This window comes from Peribacillus sp. NPDC006672 (genome assembly GCF_050274955.1).
GTDB lineage: Bacteria > Bacillota > Bacilli > Bacillales > DSM-1321 > Peribacillus.
The window spans coordinates 231,325-252,834 of record NZ_JBNNOR010000003.1 but is presented as its reverse complement, the minus strand read 5'-3'; the positions used below and the strand labels follow the sequence as shown (position 1 = coordinate 252,834).

Here is a 21,510-nt window from a genome sequence, read left to right as displayed (position 1 = left end):
AATATTAACCTGGATCTAATCGATAAGAGAGTAACTTAAACTCAGGCGTATAGGTAAACGTTCCATAAATGATTCCACTTCCATGAACCATATAGTCCAGAATATGAAAATCACCCTCAGCCATTTTCAGCTTTTTAACATCATCAACCGGATGCCAGCTAAGTTCCCCTTCTTCACAAACATCCACATTGACACCATCTGAATCCGTCGCAAAGAAAGTGAACATCATCCACTCTGATAAAACTTTATCCCCGTCCTTCATAATGAAGGTGAAAATACCTTTAATGGAAGGGTTTTTCAAATAAACTCCTGTTTCTTCGCGATATTCTCTAATACAAGCATCACGTATAGATTCACCAGGCTCCATCTTGCCGCCTGGGGCTACCCACCATCCGCGTCTAGGTTTTTTCAATAAGAGGATTTGATCATCCTTAATCAATACACAGTTTGTGACACGCTGCACGTTCTTCACCTCAATTGGCCTCTGCTCGACTATAGAAACCTTCCCCCTTCTTCTTGAAGAGATTCAGTTTATATCCTTAAACTGCGGATATCCATTTGGCGATTTTCAAATGCTAATAGTTCAAACAAGTTGTATTTTACATCTTATTACCTTTTGACAGTTATGTTTAGTATATCTTATCATTATACTATTTTTGAAATGAGCTAACAATAAAGGAAACTTCCTGCATTGGGGGAATATTCATTCGCAAGGAATCACTGAGTAAGTCTTTGTCTCCTGCTTAACTCCTATTCTTCTCCACTTTCCCTGCCTAAATTCAAAGAGATGGCTTACTTCACATTCCAAGTAATAAAAATTTACCTAAAAATTGGAACTAAGGATATAGTCTTAAAGCATGACACAAAAAAAAGGACACAGATACTTAATCTGTGTCCTCAAACGTTTATAATTAAAGGGGGTCAACTTTCTACCCCTACTATACACAATCATTATTTCACACGTGTTACAACATCGTTAAAACCGAATTACGAAGTGTGAACTTTTGTCCAATCAAGCCTTTGGTTGTAATTTTTCTTGAAGTTCCTCAACATAATGCTGAGCGGATTGAGCGGCAATGCTTCCATCACCTGTAGCTGTAACGATTTGACGCAATGTTTTTTCACGAACGTCACCAGCTGCAAAAATACCCGGGACGTGTGTCTCCATCCGATCATTCGTTTCAACATAGCCTGCAGCATTCAAGATGCCCAAGTTCTCAAATGGTTTAGTTAAAGGAAGCATTCCGATATAAATGAATACCCCGTCTGCATCCATCACTGTCTCTTCTCCGTTTACAGTGGAAACTAGAGTGACACCGCCTACTTTGCCGCCTTTTTCATTGATTTCCTTCAAAGTATGATTCCAGATGAAGTTAATTTTCTCATTAGCAAACGCACGATCTTGAAGAATCTTTTGAGCACGAAGTTCTTCACGTCTGTGAACGATCGTCACTTTTGAAGCAAAGCGGGTCAAGTACACTCCCTCTTCAACAGCAGAGTCCCCTCCGCCGATAACGAACAGTTCTTTTTCTTTGAAGAATGCTCCATCACAAACAGCACAATACGATACACCGCGGCCGCCCAATTCCTTTTCGCCAGGAACGCCGATTTTCTTGTATTCGGCACCCGATGAAATAATGATTGAACGTGCTTTAAATTCCTTGGAACCGGCTTTGATCGTTTTATACTCTTCACCGTCAATAATTTCCTTAACGTCCCCATAAGCATATTCCGCACCGAATTTCTTTGCATGGTCAAACATTTTAGTTGAAAGTTCAGGTCCGAGGATTGTGTCGAAACCAGGATAATTTTCAACTTCCTCTGTATTGGCCATTTGCCCGCCAGGTACTCCGCGTTCTAACATCAATGTTGAAAGGTTCGCACGTGATGTATAGACAGCCGCCGTCATCCCTGCAGGGCCAGCACCAATAATAACAACGTCATAAATTTTTTCAGACATGTTCTCACTCCTCCATATTCCATTAAAATGGAACCTTCACTACGGTTAGTGTTCCCTACCTATTATCCTATATAACAAATAATTTTTCGTCCAAATATATGCTCACCCCAGAAGGGTTTGAACCAATTTTACGTACTTCGATAAGGTGGACACAGAAATGAAATGTTTGTCCGCGATTGCCTGTTTGCTTGCCTTCTCATTTTTAAGCTGATTCCACACGTACTCCACCGCAGATGCCCAGCCTGCTGGATTGTTTAGCTTCTGCTCGGATTTCACCGCCTCGATAAAGACGGAAAACCACATTAAATAGAGCCCGGCTTCATCTAATTGTATCGGTTGGAAATGCTGATATAATAACTCAGCTGTGCGATCGGCAAAATCAATCGGTGTTAATTGGCGATCTTTAGCAGGAGCTTGCACAAGATCTGCATAATCACGTTCCAAATCAGTGAAATTCTGATTTAGGTTGAGGACCTGGTTTTTCAGTAGCTTCTGTTTATGGACGGAATGCTTCAGAAGGAAAATGGCAAACAGCCTTTCCTCAATGAATTCGCTTTCCAGCCTTTTTATAATAGAAGGAAAATGATGTTCAAAACCATCTGAAGTCGCATTCATATCTCCCCATGGCTCCATGCCTTCCTTTTCCGGGTTCATTTCCACGACCTTTTTCCATGCCTTTCTGGCAGCCTGTTCATGACCTAAGTGGAAAGCGGAGATAGTAAGCCAATAATAGAAGGTTCCATCTCCTTCAAATCCCTGCTTTTGTAATACTTTTAGCCATTTATATGCAGATGCGTAATTTCCGATCAATGCGAAGGTCGCTCCAAGCTTGAAACGATGTTCGGATAGCATCGGCCGAATTTTCTCCAGCATCTGTATGAGCTCTTCAACCTTTTCTTCATCCTGTTGATAATGATGAAAAACAACAAGGTTACAAAGCGCATGCAGGTTTCCCGGACTTTTTTCCAGTACCCCATCCAGTGTTTCAAAGGCTTCATTTACTTGACCGAGATAGAAATAGGCAAGTGCTAGATTATTATAAGCGGACCAGTAATCCTCGTATTCAGCAATCGTTTCTTTCAGTACTTCGATTGCCTTCGGGAAATTCCCTGATTCCAGATACTCGCGGGCTTTTTCCTGTTTGGTAATGAGCCCATCATGCTTAAAGAGATTTTCTTCTGACTCATCCGACTCAAAAGTTATCAATTCAAGCAGATCTTCTGCGTCATCGCTGAACTCCCCGTCTTCTTCTTTATCAAGATAAGCACTGGCGTGACGGTATGCCTCCTTGAACATGCCTAAGTGGGCATAATTATTTGCCAGGAAGTAATGACATTCCGACATATAGGGATCCATCACATCCAAGATGTTTTCCAAAAGGTTGTTTGAATAATTATATTCACCGATTTCTGAGCATGTAATTGCCAATTGACAGGCTATCATCGGTTCTGCAGGTTCAAGTTCCAGCGCACGTTCCAGGTATTTTTTTGATTTGGGTAGTTCTCGTCTATGATAAGCTTTTAAACCCTTGGTGAAATAATACTCACCTGTTGGGTGAAAAGTTAGAATTTTTGCCTGTTGGCCAAATTTAGAGTCTTTACTCATGTAATCCTCCATCTACAAGTTGATTAACCATAGTATTATAACATATTGGACTAAATTTGCCGAACAATTCAAGAAAATGGAAAACAGGAATCACCATGCTTTCTTTAAGAAAAAATTGAAGTATATTCCTAGTCAAATGGGGGGTCAAGATTGCTGATCGTATTCGAAAATACAAACAAAAGTCCTTTTAAAGTAAAAAAAACCCTCCTATTGACGGAGGGATTTTACCATTCATTCAGTTTCTTTTGGATCATCCTTATCGGAATGTCTAGCCTTCAATACATCAAGCACCGCTTGGAAAGGCAATTCCTGTTCCTGAAGAAGAACGAATAAATGATAAAGGAGATCGGCACTTTCCATGGAAAGTTCCTCTGCATCGCGGTTTTTAGCAGCAATGATCACTTCCGCGGCCTCTTCACCGACTTTTTTCAGGATTTTATCAACGCCTTTTTCGAATAAGTAGGTTGTATATGAACCTTCAGGCATTTCCGATTTTCTTTTTTCAATCAATTTTTCTAATTCCGTCAAGAAAGTCACATTCGCCTGCATGGCTTGTCCAGCTTCATTGTTTTGGTAAATCGATTTGCTAAAACAACTTGTTGCCCCTGTATGACACGCTGGACCTGCAGGAACGACTCGAACCACCAATGCATCTTGATCGCAGTCATACTTCATTTCGATGATTTTCTGGGTATTGCCGCTGGTCGCCCCTTTATGCCATAATTCATTGCGCGAACGGCTGAAGAAGACCGTTTCACCTTTTTCAATCGACAATTGCAGCGATTCTTGGTTCATGTAAGCAAGTGTCAGCACTTCGCCGGTTCCAGCATCTTGAATGATTGCCGGTATTAGACCTTTATCGTCGTATTTAATAGTTTCAAGATTCATCGTACAACCACTCCTTGTTGTTTGAGAAACACTTTAACTTCTTTGACGGATGTTTCTTTATAATGAAAAATTGATGCGGCTAATGCTGCATCCGCTTTACCTTCTTCAAAAGCTTCCTGGAAATGCCCCGCGTTTCCTGCACCCCCCGAGGCGATGACCGGCACCGAAACAGCTTCAGATACTGCTTTTGTTAAAGCGATATTAAACCCTTGTTTCTCCCCATCACAATCCATGCTAGTCAATAAAATTTCACCTGCACCGCGGATTACGGCTTCCTTCGCCCACGCGATCACTTCCCATTCAGTCGGTTTTCGACCGCCGTGGGTGTATACGCGCCATGATCCAATCTCTTCGTCATATCTGGCGTCTATAGCGACCACGATACATTGGGCCCCAAAATAATCAGAACCCTCATTAATTAAATCAGGCCGCAGAATGGCAGCTGTATTTAAGGATACCTTATCGGCACCGGCTCGTAAGATCTTCTTCATATCCACCAATGAATTTATGCCACCGCCCACCGTGAACGGGATTGCCAAGCTGCCCGCTACCGCTTGAACGACGTCGACGATCGTTTCCCTGCCTTCATGTGATGCGGAAATATCCAGGAAGACAAGCTCATCGGCACCTTCTTGGTCGTAAAAGGATGCAAGTTCGACCGGATCTCCAGCATCCCTAAGGGAAACAAATTGTATACCTTTAACTACACGCCCATCCTTTACATCGAGACATGGAATAATTCGTTTAGTGAGCATTTAACCACGCACCTTTTCTAGTGCTTCTTCTACAGTAAAGCGATTGGTATAAATCGCTTTGCCAATGATTGCCCCTGCAATGCCTTGAGCTTCATACTCTTTGAGGGTGATAAGGTCTTCGAGTGAACTAATGCCTCCTGAAGCGATCACGTTTTTACCAGTTGCCTCCGCCATCGCCAATATACCTTTCACATTCGGACCTGAAAGCATGCCATCTGTCGCGATATCAGTCACGATAAAGGTCTCTGCACCAGCATCGGCCAGTAATTTGCCAAGATCTATCGCAAGGGTTCCAGACGTTTGAAGCCAACCATGCGTTGCAACCATGCCATCCTTCGCATCTATCCCGATTGCGATATGACTTCCATATTTCTTAAGCATATCTTTAGTGAAAACAGGGTCTGAAACGGCCGTACTGCCTAGAATGACACGTTCCACTCCATTATCCAGATAATGGGCTATATCCCGTTCCGTGCGGATACCGCCGCCGATTTGGATGCTAGCCCCTAACTCCTTTGCGGCCCTGATCACATATGAATCATTGATACGTACTCCCTCTTTAGCTCCGTCAAGGTCGACCATATGTATCCAATCGGCTCCTTGGTCTGCAAAGCTTTTAGCCATATCGAAGGGGGAATCGCCATAAACGGTTTCCTGATTGTAATCTCCCTGGATTAAGCGGACGCACTTGCCTCCGCGCATATCAATCGCCGGGTAAATAGTAAAGTTGCTCATGCTCTTTCCTTCCCTCCTACTAATGACAGATAATTTCTCAAGAGTGACATGCCCATCTGCCCGCTTTTTTCCGGATGGAACTGCATGCCGAATACATTCCCTTTACCGACGATCGCCGGCACTTCCACATCATACGTCGCTGAAGCGGTAATAAATGATACATCCGTATCGACGTAATAAGAATGGACGAAATAAACATGTTCCTCTTCCAGCCCAACATTCACTGGTGACGAGTTTTTAAATTCAAGACGATTCCAGCCCATGTGCGGCACTTTATAAACCTGGTCATTCACATCCACTCCCTTAAAACGAACCACTTTACCCGGGATGAGCGATAATCCTTTTGTTGGTCCATTTTCCTCACTTTCATCAAAGAGAAGCTGCATACCAAGGCAGATGCCTAATAGATAACCCCCACCTGCTACATATTCCTTCAGGAATTCATCTAGCTTTTGTTTTTCCAAAAGACCCATGGCATCCCTGAAAGAGCCAACGCCGGGGAGAATGATCCCTTTCGACTTTGAGAGTTCTTCAGGGTCATCGGAAATGAATGAATCGGCACCAAGACGCTCCAGCCCTTTACTTACAGAAAATAAATTCCCCATGCCGTAATCGACAATCCCGATCATTTACAACATTCCTTTCGTTGAAGGGATGCCTTTGACCCGTGGATCGATGGTCGTAGCGTCATCCAATGCCCGTCCTAGCGCTTTGAATATAGCTTCGATTATATGATGTGTGTTGTGACCGTAATGAACGACTACATGCAGGTTCATCCTGGCTTCAAGAGCGAATTTCCAAAGAAACTCGTGCACCAGTTCAGTATCGAAAGTACCAACCTTTTGTGAAGGAAACTCAGCCCGGAACTCTAAATGCGGACGATTACTTAAATCGATGACAACCTGGGCGAGTGCTTCATCCATAGGTACGAAAGCATTTCCGTAACGTTTTATCCCGCGCTTGTCTCCAAGGGCCTCCAATAACGTTTGACCCAAGCAAATGCCAATATCTTCAGTTGTATGGTGATCATCCACATCTGTATCTCCGTTTGCATCTACAGTCAAATCAAACTTCCCATGTTTCGTGAACAAATCCAACATATGGGTCATAAACGGAACGCCCGTCTTAATGGAGGAATTACCTTCACCATCCACACCAAACTTCAAACTGATTTCCGTTTCGTTCGTCTTTCGCTCCACACTAGCAAAACGTTCCATTACAACTCCTCCTCATCGGGGTAAGACCCCTTTTCCCAAGATGTCAAAAGCATATCAAAAGTCTATATTTCAGTATTTTTCTTTATTTCGTAAGGATTCAGACATTATTTCTCGGATTTTTTCACACCCCGTGATTCGATGGCACGGGCATGAGCCTCAAGTCCTTCCATACGGGCAAATGCAGCAATTTTTTCTGCATTTTTGCGGAAGGCCGTTTCACTATACATGATGATGCTCGATTTCTTTTGGAAATCATCGACATTCAGCGGGCTGGAAAAACGGGCGGTTCCATTGGTAGGCAACACATGATTGGGACCTGCAAAGTAATCCCCTACAGGCTCCGAACTAAAGCAGCCAATGAAGATTGCCCCGGCATGGCGGATTTTAGCCATGACTTCAAGTGCATCATCGGTCACAATTTCCAAATGTTCCGGTGCAAGTTCATTTATGGCATCAATAGCTTCTGCCATATTCCCGCAGATAACAATTCTTCCATAGTCCCTTATGGCTGCTGAGGCAATATCATGGCGTGGTAGTAACGCCACCTGCTTGGTCACTTCTGCGGCCACTTCTTCCGCAAGGGATGTTGACGTAGTCACCAAAACACTGCAAGCACGAGTATCGTGCTCTGCCTGTGATAGCAAGTCAGCCGCAACTTCTGCGGCGTTGGCGGATTCGTCCGCCAATACCGCTATTTCACTTGGTCCCGCAATCATATCAATGGCGACATCTCCGAATACTTCCCGCTTCGCTAGCGCCACATAAATATTTCCCGGTCCAACTATTTTATCGACTTTTTTTATAGTTTCCGTCCCATAAGCAAGAGCGGCTATGGCCTGAGCCCCGCCAACTTTATAGATTTCCGTAACTCCGGCAATTTTGGCAGCTGCCAAAACCGCCGGTGATAACTTCCCATCTTTCCCCGGAGGAGATACCATAACGATCCGTTCCACTCCCGCTGCCTTAGCAGGCAGCGTATTCATCAGTACAGACGAAGGATACGCCGCTGTGCCCCCAGGTACATAAACGCCCACAGCATCAAGAGGTGTTAATTTTTGTCCTAACATCGTTCCAGTATCATCAGTCATAAACCATGAATTTCGAATTTGTTTCTCGTGAAACAATTGAATATTAGTTGCTGCTTCTTGAATAATATCAAGCTGCTCCGGAGTCATGGACGCTGCTGCTTCTTCCATTTCCTGTTCCGATACAAGTAATTCTTCTAGACTGACACCATCAAAACGTTCAGTATAGCTTTTTAAAGCAGCGTTCCCACTTTTCCTGACATCATAAATAATATCCTGAACCGCTTTTCTTTGATCGGCAGTACCTGCATCAACTGAACGTTTCAGTGAAATCCCTTCTGCAAACCGTCCTATTTTCATACGTACACCTCCTTTACTCTTCAATAATTCCTGCTAGCCGATCCACAATTTCAGTAATCCTTGCTTCTTTAATTCGATAGCTGACAGGGTTTGCCACCAGCCTAGAAGTCACATCGGCTATTTTTGCATATTCTACGAGACCGTTTTCCTTCAATGTCCGTCCCGTTGAAATGATGTCCACGATTCGTTCAGCTAAACCAATTAACGGTGCTAACTCAATAGACCCATTCAACTTAATAATCTCAACTTGTTCTCCCTGCTCGCGAAAGTAACTGGAGGCAACATTCGGATATTTACTGGCTATTTTGGGGGCGATGTCACTTATTTTAGTACCAGGCAGACCCGCCACGGCTAAGTAGCAGGCACTGATTTTCAAATCAAGTAACTCATATACATCACGTTCTTCCTCCAACATGACATCCTTCCCTGCAATTCCAATGTCAGCAACGCCGTGCTCCACATAGGTTACGACATCCATCGGTTTAGCTAAAATGAAACGCAGATTCTCCTCTTCCACTTCAAGGATCAATTTCCGGGAATCATCAAACTCAGGAGGGAGACGAAAACCGGCCCTTCTTAATAGCTCTGCCGCTTCTTCAAATATTCTCCCTTTTGGCATCGCAATCGTTAAAAAGCTACTTTTCATCTTTTCCATTCCCTCCATTCCCAACAAATAAATGCACTTCAGAAAATGTTCTTGTAAAAGCATCGACATTTTGAACCACTGTAATATCTTGAATTGTTACTAATTTTCCTTCGGATCGTTTTGTTCTTGCAAATTCAATTGCTTCCAATCTCCGTTCGGGACTGAATAAAATACATTCCGGTGCGACAGGCTGCATCGGCTCCCCAAGAGCTTCGGCAAGGTGATCCATCCGGATTGCAAAACCTGTGGCAGAAGCATTCCAGCCGAACTTTTCAAGCAGATTATCATACCGTCCACCATTGCCGATTGGCGAACCCACATGTCCCGCATACACTTCAAATAAAGTTCCTGTGTAATAACTCATATGACTGACCAATGTTAAGTCGAAGCTAACATATTGATCGACGCCAAATTCTTTCAACTGCGCTGACAATTGCTTCAGTTCAGCCAAAGAATCTTGTCCTTTATTATTTTCAACCAACCCTAGCGCCTTTTTAAGGGTGCCTTCACTGCCTCTTAAGGAGGTAAATTCGATAAGCCGCTGTTTATCAATGGATGAAAGCGGCAGCGATTTTACATGCTCCCGAAAACCAACATAATTCTTTTCATATAAAAACTTCCTTAATATAGAGGCTCTTGCCTCCGTACCTAGAATGCTTAAGAAAAATTCTTGTAAAAATCCGATATGTCCAATGGAAATCTTAAATTCCTGAAGACCGGCAGCCTTTAGAACATCCGCAAGCAGGGCAATCATTTCAGCATCTGCACTTATGGACTTATTTCCGATACACTCAATACCAATCTGTTCAAACTCTGCCGGCCGGCCTCCTTCACGCTGCTGTGCCCGATATACATTCGCAGAATAGGCCAGGCGAAGCGGAATTTGCTGTTTTAATAATTTGGATGCTGCGACTCGTGCAATGGGGGCTGTCATCTCGGGACGCAGTACGAGCGTATGTCCCTGAGAATCAAGAAGTTTAAACAATTGCTGATCTAAAATTGCCGAAGCCTCACCAATTGTTTCATAATATTCCAAAGCAGGCGTTTCAATAAATTGATAACCCCACTTCTTGATTTCATCACTCATTTTATTTCTGGCCGTCACTTTCGTTTCATACAGCACCGGCAATGTATCTCTCATACCTAATGGTTTCTCAAACATAAATGGCTTCGTCACGACTGCACTTCCTTTTGAAATATTAATTACTATATATATCCAATCGGTCCTCCTATAGGCAAAAACCAATGTCTTTGCCATAATTCCCTTTTGTATCCCTTTATGTTTCCAAGATTGCAGGCTTAAATCCAAATTTCAGATAACCTATAAAAATATTATCAAATAAAATGACATAATCATATAAATACTCACAATAATCTATTAAATTACTTTAGTTCGCTAATATGGTAGCAGAGTGAAGTTACTAATAGTTTACCCCTGCCCCCACCTAACGTCAAGAAAAAGGTGAGGAATTCCATGACTCCAATCCCATGACGGTCTTTGATATTTCTTCCTGACCTTTTTAAGGTCAATTGGAAGGAGCCACACCCTTTTCCCCGGATAAATATTCCTATCTTTAGCCATTCATTGTTATTAATGTATACCTTTTGGTTTAGCTGTTTTATAATATTAGGAGTTTGGTATTATTATAAATTTTTAGGGGGAAATGGAATTGAAGAAGTATTTTTCTTTTTTTGTGGCTCTTATCGTACTTTTTTCGCTGGGTTTTAGTGGAACAAAGGGTTTTGCCGCCACTAAGATCGACAAGCATGAGCTTAATGGGTACCTTTCTGAAGTCAGAATGACACAAGAAGAATTGGAAGAGTATTTAGCCTATTACGACTTAACATTGAATGAATTTGAATCTGTAGAAGAGTTGCGTGATACATTAGGACCGGCCGTCACTCCTAAGACTTTAAAGGATCTACTGAAAGAATATGAAATGACCGAAGCTGAACTTACCGAATTATTAATAGATTACGGTGAATTGGAAAAAGGAGATTCTATCATGGATACCTTCCACTTCATTTACGACATAGAAGATATCATCGATTTAGAAATGGGTTATGATGATGAAGATGATGAAGATATCATCAATTTAATGGATGGGCTCTTTTCTGAGATCGATCTTACAGACGAAGAGCTGGACAGATTCATGAACCATCTTTTACCTATCGCCGAGGACCCAACTTTTGAAGATCGTTTAATGGCGATTTCCGATAGGATGAACAAACTCGAATATTTTGAAACAATTGATGAATTGTCTGCAGAGCAAGTGGCAGAGTTGCTTTCTATATATAATGATCTGCAAAACTTGCTGCAAATTAAATTTAAATTCGCCTTAATTCATGATGGCGTCACTACAAACCTATCCCTTGAGGCTTTATTCCAGCTTAAGGAATTGAAGAATGCTAGTTTACTAGTTTCCATTTATGATTTAAACGGCAATCTATTGCTCGATTTTATATTGACAGGTGAAATGATTGGTTCCGATTTAGTGAAAGAAACCGGTAATGACATCAAACAGTCCACTGAGGTCATTTCTAAAGTGGCTGAAGTAAAAAAAGAAAAGAAGAAACCCGCAAAACACGCAAAACCCGTACATAAAACGGAAAAAGGCGGAGTGCTTCCTAAAACGGCTGGTAATTACCTATTCGGTGCTTTAATCGGTTTAGTGATGATGGGCATTGCTTTCGGATTAATTAGAAAAGCGAGACTTGCAAATTAAGATGAGCAAAAATAGGCAAACCAGGCATAAGAGAAAATGGTTACTCATCACTGCTGTTTGCTTTTTAAGCTTAGGTTTTTACTTTACAACGACAAACGCCTATACACTATTAAAAGGCTATGCCATATATAAATGGAATAAGTCTGAAACACCCGAGACGACGGAGCTGATCGAGGCGACGGCTAAGCTCCCAGGACCGAAGGCGAAAGCAGATATTCCCGATGGGACTGAACTATATGATGAACGGCCGAAGACAGGTGATTTGATGGGTGAGCTTTATATCCCAAAAATCGAGGCAACACTCCCAATTTACCATGGAACGGATGACGATGAACTCAAAAAGGGTGTCGGTCATTACGCTGGGTCGGTTCTACCGGGTGAAAAGGATAATTCCGTTTTATCCGGACATCGGGATACCATCTTCAGAAAGCTTGGTGAGGTTGGAAAAGGCGACCTGCTAATCACCAAAACAGAAGCTGGTACGTTTACCTATAAAGTGAGGAAAGTCCGTATCGTCGATGCTGATGACCGTACCGTGATCGTTCCCAAACCTAAAGCTACACTTACTGTAACAACCTGCTATCCTTTTTCATATATTGGTAGTGCACCGGAACGATACGTATTGGTTGCCGATTTATTGAAAACGGAAATAGATAAATGAGATATGAGGGCTGAAGTTGTTCAGCTCTCTCTTCATTAATCTTAAAAAGATTGTAGGTGGACAAGCTGAGTATGGATAAACAAGCACAGGAAAAGTTTTTTCAAATTTTGAAAGACACTTATGAAACGACAGTGAACAAGGAAAATATATCGATTAACGAAGTCATAGATCATCTAAAGAATGAACTGACACCGCTATACCCAAAATGCCATTAAAAAGACCTGCCGCATATTTGGGCAAGTCTTTTTTCATAAAGAAGTTTGCTGATCCCTCTCAAGCATTTCCTCTTTCGTATATATGATTTTCATTGGATTCCCCCCGACAAAAGCTCCCTCTGGAACATCCTTATGGACAAGCGTCCCCGCAGAAACAATCGCTCCATTACCAATTGAAAGCCCTGGAAGAATGGTCGAATTAGCTCCAATCAATACCTCATCCCCAATGACTACATCTCCTAAACGATATTCATGAATTAAATATTCATGAGCCAGAATCGTCGTATTATAGCCAATGACTGTATTAATTCCCACGGATATTTTTTCAGGGAACATCACATCCGGCATGACCATCAAAGCAAACGAAGTATGCTTTCCGACTTTCATATGTAAAAAAGTCCTGTAAAGCCAATTCTTCATGCCTAAAAACGGTGTATAACGCGCTAACTGAATCACCACAAAGTTCTTCACGACTTTCCAGAATGGTACGGTCTTATACACATGCCAAAGTGAATTAGCCCCTTCTACCGGATAGCGGGTCGTGCGTCTCATTTTCTAACCTCTGTAAGCTTTTCAATCTCTATGATATTCAGCAAGTCAGCCATTTGCTCAAGCATATAGTCAGGATGATAGCTTTCTAAAAATTCACGTCCTCTAATCGACCACGCGACACCCGCTGTTTTTGTACCCGTATTTTTCCCGCCAAGAATATCATGATAACTGTCGCCAACCATGATTGCCTCATCAGGAACCGAGCCGAGTTGGTTTAACGCTTTTACCAGCGGCTCTGGATCCGGCTTGGCTTTTTCCACATCATCCAGAGTGACCACGACTTCAAAGAATTGATCAAGTTTGCTTAAACGCAAACCTTTTTCGACGACATCACGTTTCTTCGTCGTAACGACAGCCAATTTATAGCCACTCTGCTTCAAAGTTTGAATTGTTTCAAACACACCGTCATACTGTGTCACAAGTAAATCATGATTCTTCCAATTACTCTCCCGATAGAAAGCGATCATTTCATCTACACGTTCCGGATCGATAGAAGAAAACGTATCAACCAATGTCGGGCCGATAAATGGAATAATATCCTCTCGCTTAAACTGTCCCGGACAATAATGATCTAAAGTTTTTGTAAAAGAGTCGATAATCAATTCGATAGTATTGATTAACGTTCCATCAAGGTCAAATAATAATGTAGTTATGTTACTGTTCATATACGGCTTCCTTCCTCTGCACACTGTCAGTCCGGTTCCAAATATAAGCGACCACCATCGTAAGTACAATAGCGGTGATTAATCTGATAAGTAATAACGGCAAAACCGGAATCCCCAGTGGAATAAAAATAAGTGTATCCTCAATAACAGCATGACAAGCAACTAAAAAGATAAATGCAATCGTCATATCCTTCTTCGAGACATTATCCTCTTTCGCTGCTTGAATCATTACACCTGCCCCATATGCAAGACCCAGTGTCAACCCTGTTACAAATGGCATAGAGGCATTTGGCTTCATCCCTAAAACTTTCATAAAAGGAGCAAGAGCTTTTGAAAAGACTTCCAGCCATTTTAAATCTTTCATGATTTGAACCACTACCATTAGCGGAATGACGATGACCGCCAGCTGGGCGATTCCGGAAAGGGCCTGGATGACCCCATGTAAAAGGATTGCACCCGCTCCGGTAATCTCAACAGTCTCCCCGATAGCCACTCCTTGGGCCATTTCAGATCCGCCCTGCCAAACAAGATTGATAACAACAGCAGACAAAAGCGCCAGTCCAATCCGTACAGTTAAAATGATCCACAGCTTGACACCGGTTTTCATCGCCACACCTGATTCAATTAATAAATTGTGTGAAAAAGAGAGCATCATTGCGATAATAAATACTTCTTTTACGGTCAGGTCTAGCGTTAATATACCTGCAATCGCTGCATATAAGTTCAAGAAATTCCCTAGTACGAGAGGGATTGCCGCGTCACCCGTAAGGCCGATGAGATTCATCAATGGCGCTATCAAGTTTATGATCCATGGCAATACAGGTGTATATTGAAGCACGGTAACAATCAAAGTAACTGGAAAAATCACTTTTCCCAATGACCAAGTTGTATTCAAGCCAGAAAGGATCCCCTTTTTAACAGAATCTACTATCACTATGCCCTCTCCCTTTACACATATTCTCTATGCATCTAAATATCTTTTCTCGGCATATCCACGGACCCTTCTAAATATCATTAATGCAATAGCAACGACGGCCAACACAATAGAAATCACTTGTGCGATCCGAAGTGACTCCGTTAACATCAAGCTATCTGTCCTTAGCCCTTCAATGTAATAACGACCAACGGAATACCATATTACATAGGTTAAAAATAGTTCACCCCTGCGCAAGTTCACTTTCCTTAAACTTAAGAGGATGATCACACCGACGATATTCCAAACCGATTCGTACAAAAAGGTTGGATGATAATATGTACCGTTTATGTACATTTGGTTAATAATGAATTCAGGCAGATGCATATTTTCCAAGAACGATCTTGTTACTTCTCCTCCATGCGCTTCCTGATTCATAAAATTACCCCAACGGCCAATTGCCTGTCCCAACAATAAGCTCGGTGCAGCAATATCCACCAGCTTCCAAAATGAGATTTTCTTGACCTTGGCAAAAATTATGGCAGTCAACACCGATCCAATCAATGCACCGTGTATGGCGATGCCGCCATGCCATGTTTTGATGATATCCCCCGGGTTTTGTGAATAGTACTCCCACTGGAATATGACATAATATATACGGGCACAAATAATCGCAATTGGAACAGCAAACAATATCAAATCTGTAAATATTTCTTTATCAAGACCTCTGCGCTCACATTCCCTTAAAGCAATAATTAGACCCAGTAATACACCGAAACCGATGATTAGTCCATACCAATGTACCTGGATAGGGCCTAGATCAATTGCTATTGGATTCAGTGGCTGTATTCCTTGTTCCATTTTGTCCCCTCTTTTCCTATATACCTTTTAAAATTCATCATGTTCCGGATCTGCAATTGCATGATTCAAGCGATCTGAAAACTGTTCTGCAGCATTTACTCCCATTCGTTTCAGGCGGTAATTCATGGCTGCCACTTCAATGATGACAGCTAAATTTCGACCTGGACGGACAGGTACGGTTATTTTCGTCACTTCCGTATCGATGATTTTCATTTTTTCTTCATCTAGACCAACCCGGTCATACTGCTTGTTTTTTTCCCATAGTTCCAGATTGATGACGATTGAGATCTTTTTATTGCTCCGGACTGCACCAGCTCCAAAAAGTGTCATTACATTAATGATTCCCAACCCTCTTATTTCAAGAAGATGTTCGATTAAATCCGGGGCATTCCCGACTAACGTATCCTGGTCTTCCTGTCGGATTTCGACGCAATCATCCGCTACGAGACGATGACCCCGTTTCACTAATTCCAGGGCTGTCTCACTTTTACCGACGCCGCTTTTACCGGTGATTAGCACACCAAGCCCATAAATATCCACCAATACACCATGAACAGCAGTAGTTGGTGCCAATCTACTTTCAAGGAAATTGGTCAGACGGCTATATAAACGTGTTGACTTCATACTAGACCTCATCACAGGAACGGATTCCCGCTCAGAAGCTTCAATCAACTCTATCGGCACTTCCTGACCACGCGTAATGATGATGCCTGGAGTAAAGTCCCTGCATAACTCTTCCATCCTTTGTATTCGTTCCGGTTCATTCAACCGATTAAAAAAGGACATCTCCGTCATACCTAAAAGCTGTACTCGATCCGCGGGATAGTAATCAAAAAAACCGGCTATTTCAAGTCCTGGACGAGATAGATCACTCGTGACAATTGGTCGGTTAATTCCTTCTTCCCCACTGATAAGTTCTAGGCCGAACGCTTCAACTATATCCTTTGTACGGACTTTTGCCATATATCTTTCCTCCTTTTGGAGCAATGCTAATTCTAGAGATACTTTTTCTATTTTAGCATTTTTCCGTTAATAACCAAACAAAGCATTATCGATTTATTGATTTTTTATCACTCTACCCGATAATGGCACCGGGAAGGACACCGTGAATAGGAAAAAGATGAGATGAACATACATGAACCCTTACAGTCGTTTCATCCCAATAAAAGAAAGCCCGCCAGTTTATATTGGCAGGCTCACTTTGTAGGCAAAAGGGGTCGGAAAACGTATCTTTCATCAAATGTTGTTCCCAAAGCAACACCTTCAATTCCTTAGGTATGGTTTCTACCAAAATTTAATAACAAAGTTGATTGGAACGAGGGTGCGAGACTCCTGCGGGAAAAGCGCGTTTAGGGGAGACCCCGCTGGCACAAGCCGAGGAAAGCGAGTTTCTTGAGCGGAAATCAACATCCAAATTGTACAAGCCATAAAAAAATGTAGACAAACTCGATTTTCATCGAGTTTGACTACATTCTGAGCCCGCCAGTTATATCAGCGTACTTTCTTTTTCTTCAGGAAATCGTTATCGCTGCAGTCTTGGTTTCTGCAAAAACATGAAGAACAGGGACCCCTTCTTTAACCGTCTTAAACTTAAGGACCTTTTGAACCACATCACTTTTCTCTTCGATGATGGTCATCCCTTCCAAACTTACATTAAAGCTTCCTAAGTTAGATTTTAACTCTCCTTCAATCGCCTTACCTTGTGGCAGGATCAGCTGGACTTTTCCTGTAACTGACTTAGCATGTATTGAATCGCAATCCATCCCTGAATTTGTGCAGACGATTTCCCCATTGAAAGTTTGAACATCCACTTTCTTAAAGTACCCATCGGCATTAATCGCTCCATTAAGGGTCTCAGCTTCCAAGTCATTAAAGTTGGTATCTGAAATCGTGATCATCCCGTTACCCGTTTCAAGCTCACACGAATCACCTGTACTCTGCATGATATGAATGGCACCATTCGCTGTTTTTGCTTTAAGGTTCTCTGATTTCAATGATTCAGTCGTGATTTCACCATTGAACATCCTTACATGAATGTCATCATATTCCCTCCTAGGAATGTACATGATCGTATCAACCTTTATGGATTTTTCACGAACCTTGAAATTCATCTTACCATCTTCGATCGAAAAATCGACTTCTTCTAAAAAGTTTTTCCTAGCTTCTTCCATATCCTCCACCCGGTATACCTTAGCTTGGCATTCAACCCGGACATCATTCTGATCCCATGTAGCGATTCTTATTTTCCCATTTGCTATATCTACATCAACTTCATTTAGAAAATCATAGTCATGCTGAAAAATATGACTGACTTCCACAGATTTCCCGAAATTGAAATCAAGGTCCGTTTCTTTGATTTTCTTAAAAGCACTTTCAACGAAATCAATAATCTTTTCTTTCGATGACTGGATATTCTTTTTAAACGTATCCTGAGTGCTTCCTTCGCCTTGCTTATCCACGACTACCGTCGATAATTCATTTTGTAATTTCTGCTCTTTAGCTTCACTTTCCTGACTAGCTTTTTCTAATTCTTCCAAAAGGCCCATAGCTTCTTCCGCTGATAACTTGCCATCTTGAATCATTTCTAAAATTTTCTTTCTTTCCTCCTGCATGAACATTCCTCGCTTTCTCCTATCATTTTATTCATACATACGCCCAAATATCTAAAAAGTTTCATAAATACCATTTTTCCCATCATTCGACAAAGGAAAATGACAATTTCCGAAAAGGGAAATGTACGATTTCCCCGGAAATATCTTGTTTACCTATTGTTTAATCAAATGATTGATTAAATGCACACTGTCATTTTTCTACAAAAAAACAAGCCAACCGGCTTGTTCTTTTAAGCATGTTCATGCTCTTGTTCTTTTTCTTCAATCCAATTTTCCATACGAATTTGATCACGAGTAAGAACAGGTTTTAAGTATTTCCCTGTATATGATTCGGATACTTCACATATTTTTTCAGGCGTACCATAGGTGACGATCGTTCCGCCCTTGTCTCCGCCTTCCGGACCTAGGTCAATAATATGGTCCGCCGTCTTGATGACATCCAGATTATGCTCAATCACCAAAACTGTATCCCCATTGTCAACCAGCCGCTGCAGGACCTCGAGCAACCTCGCTATATCGTGGACATGAAGTCCGGTAGTTGGTTCATCCAAGATATAAAAGGAGCGCCCAGTGGAACGGCGATGCAATTCAGAAGCAAGTTTCACCCTTTGCGCTTCCCCCCCTGATAAAGTGGTCGCAGGCTGTCCAAGCTTGATATAACCCAAACCAACGTCAAAGATCGTTTGTAGCTTCCGTTTGATTTTCGGGATATTTTCAAAGAAACTAACGCCTTCCTCAACTGTCATATCGAGAATGTCAGAGATATTTTTCCCTTTATATTTCACTTCAAGCGTTTCCCTGTTATAACGTTTCCCATGACAGATTTCACATGGAACATAGACATCAGGGAGGAAATGCATTTCAATCTTGATAATGCCATCGCCACGGCAAGCTTCACAGCGGCCGCCCTTCACATTAAAACTGAACCGTCCTTTTTTATAACCGCGGATCTTCGCCTCATTAGTCGAGGCAAAAACGTCACGAACATCATCAAACACGCCTGTATAGGTAGCTGGATTTGATCGCGGTGTTCTACCGATCGGTGATTGGTCAATATCAATGACTTTATCTAAATGCTCAATGCCCTTGATTTCACGAAAATCCCCTGGTCTAGCTTTGGCCCGATTCAGCTTTTGAGCCAAAGACTTATGGAGGATCTCATTCACCAATGTACTTTTCCCTGATCCCGAGACTCCTGTAACGGCTGTAAAGACTCCAAGAGGGAATTTCACATTAACGTTTTTCAAATTATTTTCCTTGGCACCCTTTATTTCAATGACACGGCCATCATTCTTCCGGCGTTCCAATGGCAATGGAATGAATTTCTTCCCTGCTAAATATTGGCCCGTTAACGATTTAGGATTATTCATGACCTCTTCCGGAGTTCCAGCGGCCACTATTTCTCCCCCATGAGCTCCTGCTCCAGGACCAACATCGATCAAATAATCCGCTGCTAGCATCGTATCTTCATCGTGCTCGACAACGATCAAGGTATTCCCGATTTCACGCATATTCTTCAACGTTTCAATTAGTCGATCGTTATCCCTCTGATGCAGCCCTATTGAAGGTTCATCTAAAATGTACAGGACTCCCGTCAATCGGGAACCGATCTGCGTCGCCAATCGTATACGTTGCGCTTCCCCTCCTGATAATGTTCCTGCCGCCCTGCTCAACGTCAGATATTCCAAACCTACATTTGCAAGAAAACCGAGCCGCTCATGAATTTCACGTAAAATCAATCTCGCAATTGCAGCTTCCTTCTCAGTCAAATCAAGCTTATTGAAAAATACTAAAGCATCTTCCACTGATAAAGCTGTTGTTTCACTTATATGGACCCCTTGAATGAGCACAGAAAGGCTCTCTTTTTTCAATCGGTGACCCTTACAGGTTGGACAGTGGTGTTCTGACATATATTTCTGCATTTGCTCACGAATATAGTCTGAACTTGTTTCCTTGAAGCGCCTTTCAATGTTTCTTAAAACTCCTTCAAAAGAAATATATCCTTCTTGCACTCTTCCAAAATCATTTTTATAACGGAAATAAATCTTATCTTTACCTGAACCAAGCAAGACCTTCTCCAATTTATCTTCCGGTAAATCTTTAACGGGCATATCCATATCTATCGCATAATGGTTGGCTACCGCTTCAAGAAGCTGAGGATAATATTGAGAACTCGTCGGCTCCCATGGCGCAATAGCATGCTGACGGAGGCTTAATTCCTTATTTGGGATGACCAGATCACGGTCCACCTCAAGCCTCGCCCCCAAACCATCACAATCCGGGCAGGCTCCAAAAGGGCTATTGAAGGAAAACATCCTCGGCTCTAACTCTTCAATCGAAAATCCGCAGTATGGACAAGCATGATGTTCACTGAACAGCAGCTCTTCTTCACCCATAACGTCAATGATGACCTTGCCTTCGCCAAGCTTCAAAGCACTTTCCAATGAATCTGCAAGCCGCGCCATGACACCCTCTTTAATGACGATCCGGTCTATTATGACTTCAATTGAATGTTTTTTATTTTTTTCGAGAGTGATCTCATCACTAAGATCATGCATTTCCCCGTTCACGCGAACTCGGACATATCCTTGTTTCTTAACTTCCTCCAAAACCTTTGCATGTGTCCCTTTTCTGCCTGAGACAAGCGGTGCCAATACCTGAAGCTTGGTTCGCTCAGGGTAATCAAGAATGCGGTCCACCATTTGCTCAATCGTTTGTGAGGTGATTTCAATATTATGGATCGGACAGGTCGGCCTGCCCACCCGTGCATATAACAGCCTTAAATAATCATAGATTTCCGTAACAGTCCCTACGGTTGAACGAGGATTTCGACTGGTCGTTTTCTGGTCTATGGAAATGGCTGGTGACAAACCTTCAATCGCATCGACATCCGGTTTATCCACTTGGCCCAAAAATTGACGCGCATAAGCGGACAATGATTCCACATAACGCCTTTGCCCTTCTGCATAAATCGTGTCAAAAGCCAAGGAAGACTTACCAGATCCGGATAATCCGGTTAGCACAACAAGTTTGTCTCTCGGTATCGTGATATCAATATTCTTTAAATTGTTGGCCCTGGCGCCTTTTATCACAATTTTATCCATTGCCATGTTT

21 protein-coding genes are annotated in these 21,510 nt (G+C 42.2%); 3 read left to right on the top strand and 18 right to left on the bottom strand.

What is annotated here, in order from left to right; translation table 11 throughout:
* Positions 1-4 precede the first annotated feature (4 nt).
* The 11 genes from ACQKKK_RS07095 to ACQKKK_RS07045 all read right to left on the bottom strand — a co-directional run bounded on the left by ACQKKK_RS07095 (position 5) and on the right by ACQKKK_RS07045 (position 10,368).
* Entirely contained in the window at positions 5-463 is a 459-nt protein-coding gene (locus ACQKKK_RS07095) for an NUDIX hydrolase (protein ID WP_427615306.1), read from the bottom strand.
* Between the two features lie 549 nt (positions 464-1,012).
* A complete protein-coding gene (gene trxB, locus ACQKKK_RS07090) occupies positions 1,013-1,960 on the bottom strand; it encodes a thioredoxin-disulfide reductase (RefSeq protein ID WP_427615133.1) in 948 nt (315 codons plus the stop codon).
* 102 nt (positions 1,961-2,062) lie between these two features.
* A complete protein-coding gene (locus tag ACQKKK_RS07085) occupies positions 2,063-3,565 on the bottom strand; it encodes a tetratricopeptide repeat protein (protein WP_427615131.1) in 1,503 nt (500 codons plus the stop codon).
* Positions 3,566-3,796: 231 nt separating this feature from the next.
* Positions 3,797-4,453: a bifunctional phosphoribosyl-AMP cyclohydrolase/phosphoribosyl-ATP diphosphatase HisIE gene (hisIE, locus tag ACQKKK_RS07080; RefSeq protein WP_427615130.1), complete on the bottom strand. Its 657-nt coding sequence runs from the start codon at positions 4,451-4,453 to the stop codon at positions 3,797-3,799.
* Positions 4,450-5,208, bottom strand: a complete 759-nt coding sequence (gene hisF, locus ACQKKK_RS07075; RefSeq protein WP_427615129.1) for an imidazole glycerol phosphate synthase subunit HisF — start codon at positions 5,206-5,208, stop codon at positions 4,450-4,452. Before hisF ends, hisIE begins: the two co-directional genes overlap by 4 nt.
* A complete protein-coding gene (gene hisA, locus ACQKKK_RS07070) occupies positions 5,209-5,943 on the bottom strand; it encodes a 1-(5-phosphoribosyl)-5-[(5-phosphoribosylamino)methylideneamino]imidazole-4-carboxamide isomerase (RefSeq protein WP_427615127.1) in 735 nt (244 codons plus the stop codon).
* On the bottom strand, positions 5,940-6,572 hold the full coding sequence (gene hisH, locus ACQKKK_RS07065) for an imidazole glycerol phosphate synthase subunit HisH (RefSeq protein ID WP_427615125.1): 633 nt from the start codon (positions 6,570-6,572) through the stop codon (positions 5,940-5,942). Before hisH ends, hisA begins: the two co-directional genes overlap by 4 nt.
* Positions 6,573-7,160, bottom strand: coding sequence for an imidazoleglycerol-phosphate dehydratase HisB (hisB, locus tag ACQKKK_RS07060; protein ID WP_427615124.1), 588 nt, complete (start codon positions 7,158-7,160; stop codon positions 6,573-6,575).
* Positions 7,161-7,264: 104 nt separating this feature from the next.
* Complete coding sequence (gene hisD / locus ACQKKK_RS07055; protein WP_427615122.1) at positions 7,265-8,545, bottom strand: histidinol dehydrogenase; 1,281 nt, start codon at positions 8,543-8,545, stop codon at positions 7,265-7,267.
* 13 nt (positions 8,546-8,558) lie between these two features.
* On the bottom strand, positions 8,559-9,191 hold the full coding sequence (gene hisG, locus ACQKKK_RS07050) for an ATP phosphoribosyltransferase (protein ID WP_427615120.1): 633 nt from the start codon (positions 9,189-9,191) through the stop codon (positions 8,559-8,561).
* Entirely contained in the window at positions 9,181-10,368 is a 1,188-nt protein-coding gene (locus tag ACQKKK_RS07045; protein WP_427615118.1) for an ATP phosphoribosyltransferase regulatory subunit, read from the bottom strand. Before ACQKKK_RS07045 ends, hisG begins: the two co-directional genes overlap by 11 nt.
* A 493-nt stretch (positions 10,369-10,861) precedes the next feature.
* Here ACQKKK_RS07045 and ACQKKK_RS07040 point away from each other — a divergent pair, with 493 nt between their 5' ends.
* From ACQKKK_RS07040 to ACQKKK_RS07030, 3 genes are all read left to right on the top strand, one after another.
* On the top strand, positions 10,862-11,917 hold the full coding sequence (locus tag ACQKKK_RS07040) for a processed acidic surface protein (protein WP_427615117.1): 1,056 nt from the start codon (positions 10,862-10,864) through the stop codon (positions 11,915-11,917).
* Complete coding sequence (locus ACQKKK_RS07035; protein ID WP_427615115.1) at positions 11,907-12,578, top strand: class D sortase; 672 nt, start codon at positions 11,907-11,909, stop codon at positions 12,576-12,578. Before ACQKKK_RS07040 ends, ACQKKK_RS07035 begins: the two co-directional genes overlap by 11 nt.
* Positions 12,579-12,649: 71 nt before the next feature.
* Positions 12,650-12,793 (top strand): hypothetical protein, encoded by a 144-nt coding sequence (locus ACQKKK_RS07030; protein WP_427615114.1) that lies wholly within the window; start codon positions 12,650-12,652, stop codon positions 12,791-12,793.
* 33 nt (positions 12,794-12,826) lie between these two features.
* On the opposite strand, the gene ACQKKK_RS07025 is transcribed toward ACQKKK_RS07030, so the two are convergent.
* The 7 genes from ACQKKK_RS07025 to uvrA form a co-directional block, all read right to left on the bottom strand.
* The gene (locus ACQKKK_RS07025) at positions 12,827-13,345 is read right to left on the bottom strand and encodes an acyltransferase (protein ID WP_427615112.1); all 519 of its coding nucleotides are present in this window, start codon (positions 13,343-13,345) and stop codon (positions 12,827-12,829) included.
* Positions 13,342-14,010: a pyrophosphatase PpaX gene (gene ppaX, locus ACQKKK_RS07020; protein WP_427615111.1), complete on the bottom strand. Its 669-nt coding sequence runs from the start codon at positions 14,008-14,010 to the stop codon at positions 13,342-13,344. Before ppaX ends, ACQKKK_RS07025 begins: the two co-directional genes overlap by 4 nt.
* Complete coding sequence (locus ACQKKK_RS07015) at positions 14,000-14,944, bottom strand: nucleoside recognition domain-containing protein (protein ID WP_427615109.1); 945 nt, start codon at positions 14,942-14,944, stop codon at positions 14,000-14,002. The genes ppaX and ACQKKK_RS07015 overlap by 11 nt, the downstream gene beginning before the upstream one ends.
* 27 nt (positions 14,945-14,971) lie before the next feature.
* Positions 14,972-15,784: a prolipoprotein diacylglyceryl transferase gene (gene lgt / locus ACQKKK_RS07010; RefSeq protein WP_427615107.1), complete on the bottom strand. Its 813-nt coding sequence runs from the start codon at positions 15,782-15,784 to the stop codon at positions 14,972-14,974.
* A 27-nt stretch (positions 15,785-15,811) separates the two neighbouring features.
* Positions 15,812-16,747, bottom strand: coding sequence for an HPr(Ser) kinase/phosphatase (hprK, locus tag ACQKKK_RS07005; protein WP_427615105.1), 936 nt, complete (start codon positions 16,745-16,747; stop codon positions 15,812-15,814).
* A gap of 548 nt (positions 16,748-17,295) precedes the next feature.
* Entirely contained in the window at positions 17,296-18,402 is a 1,107-nt protein-coding gene (locus tag ACQKKK_RS07000) for a DUF4097 family beta strand repeat-containing protein (protein WP_427615104.1), read from the bottom strand.
* A gap of 224 nt (positions 18,403-18,626) precedes the next feature.
* Positions 18,627-21,506, bottom strand: coding sequence for an excinuclease ABC subunit UvrA (gene uvrA, locus ACQKKK_RS06995; protein ID WP_427615103.1), 2,880 nt, complete (start codon positions 21,504-21,506; stop codon positions 18,627-18,629).
* Between the last annotated feature and the right edge of the window lie 4 nt (positions 21,507-21,510).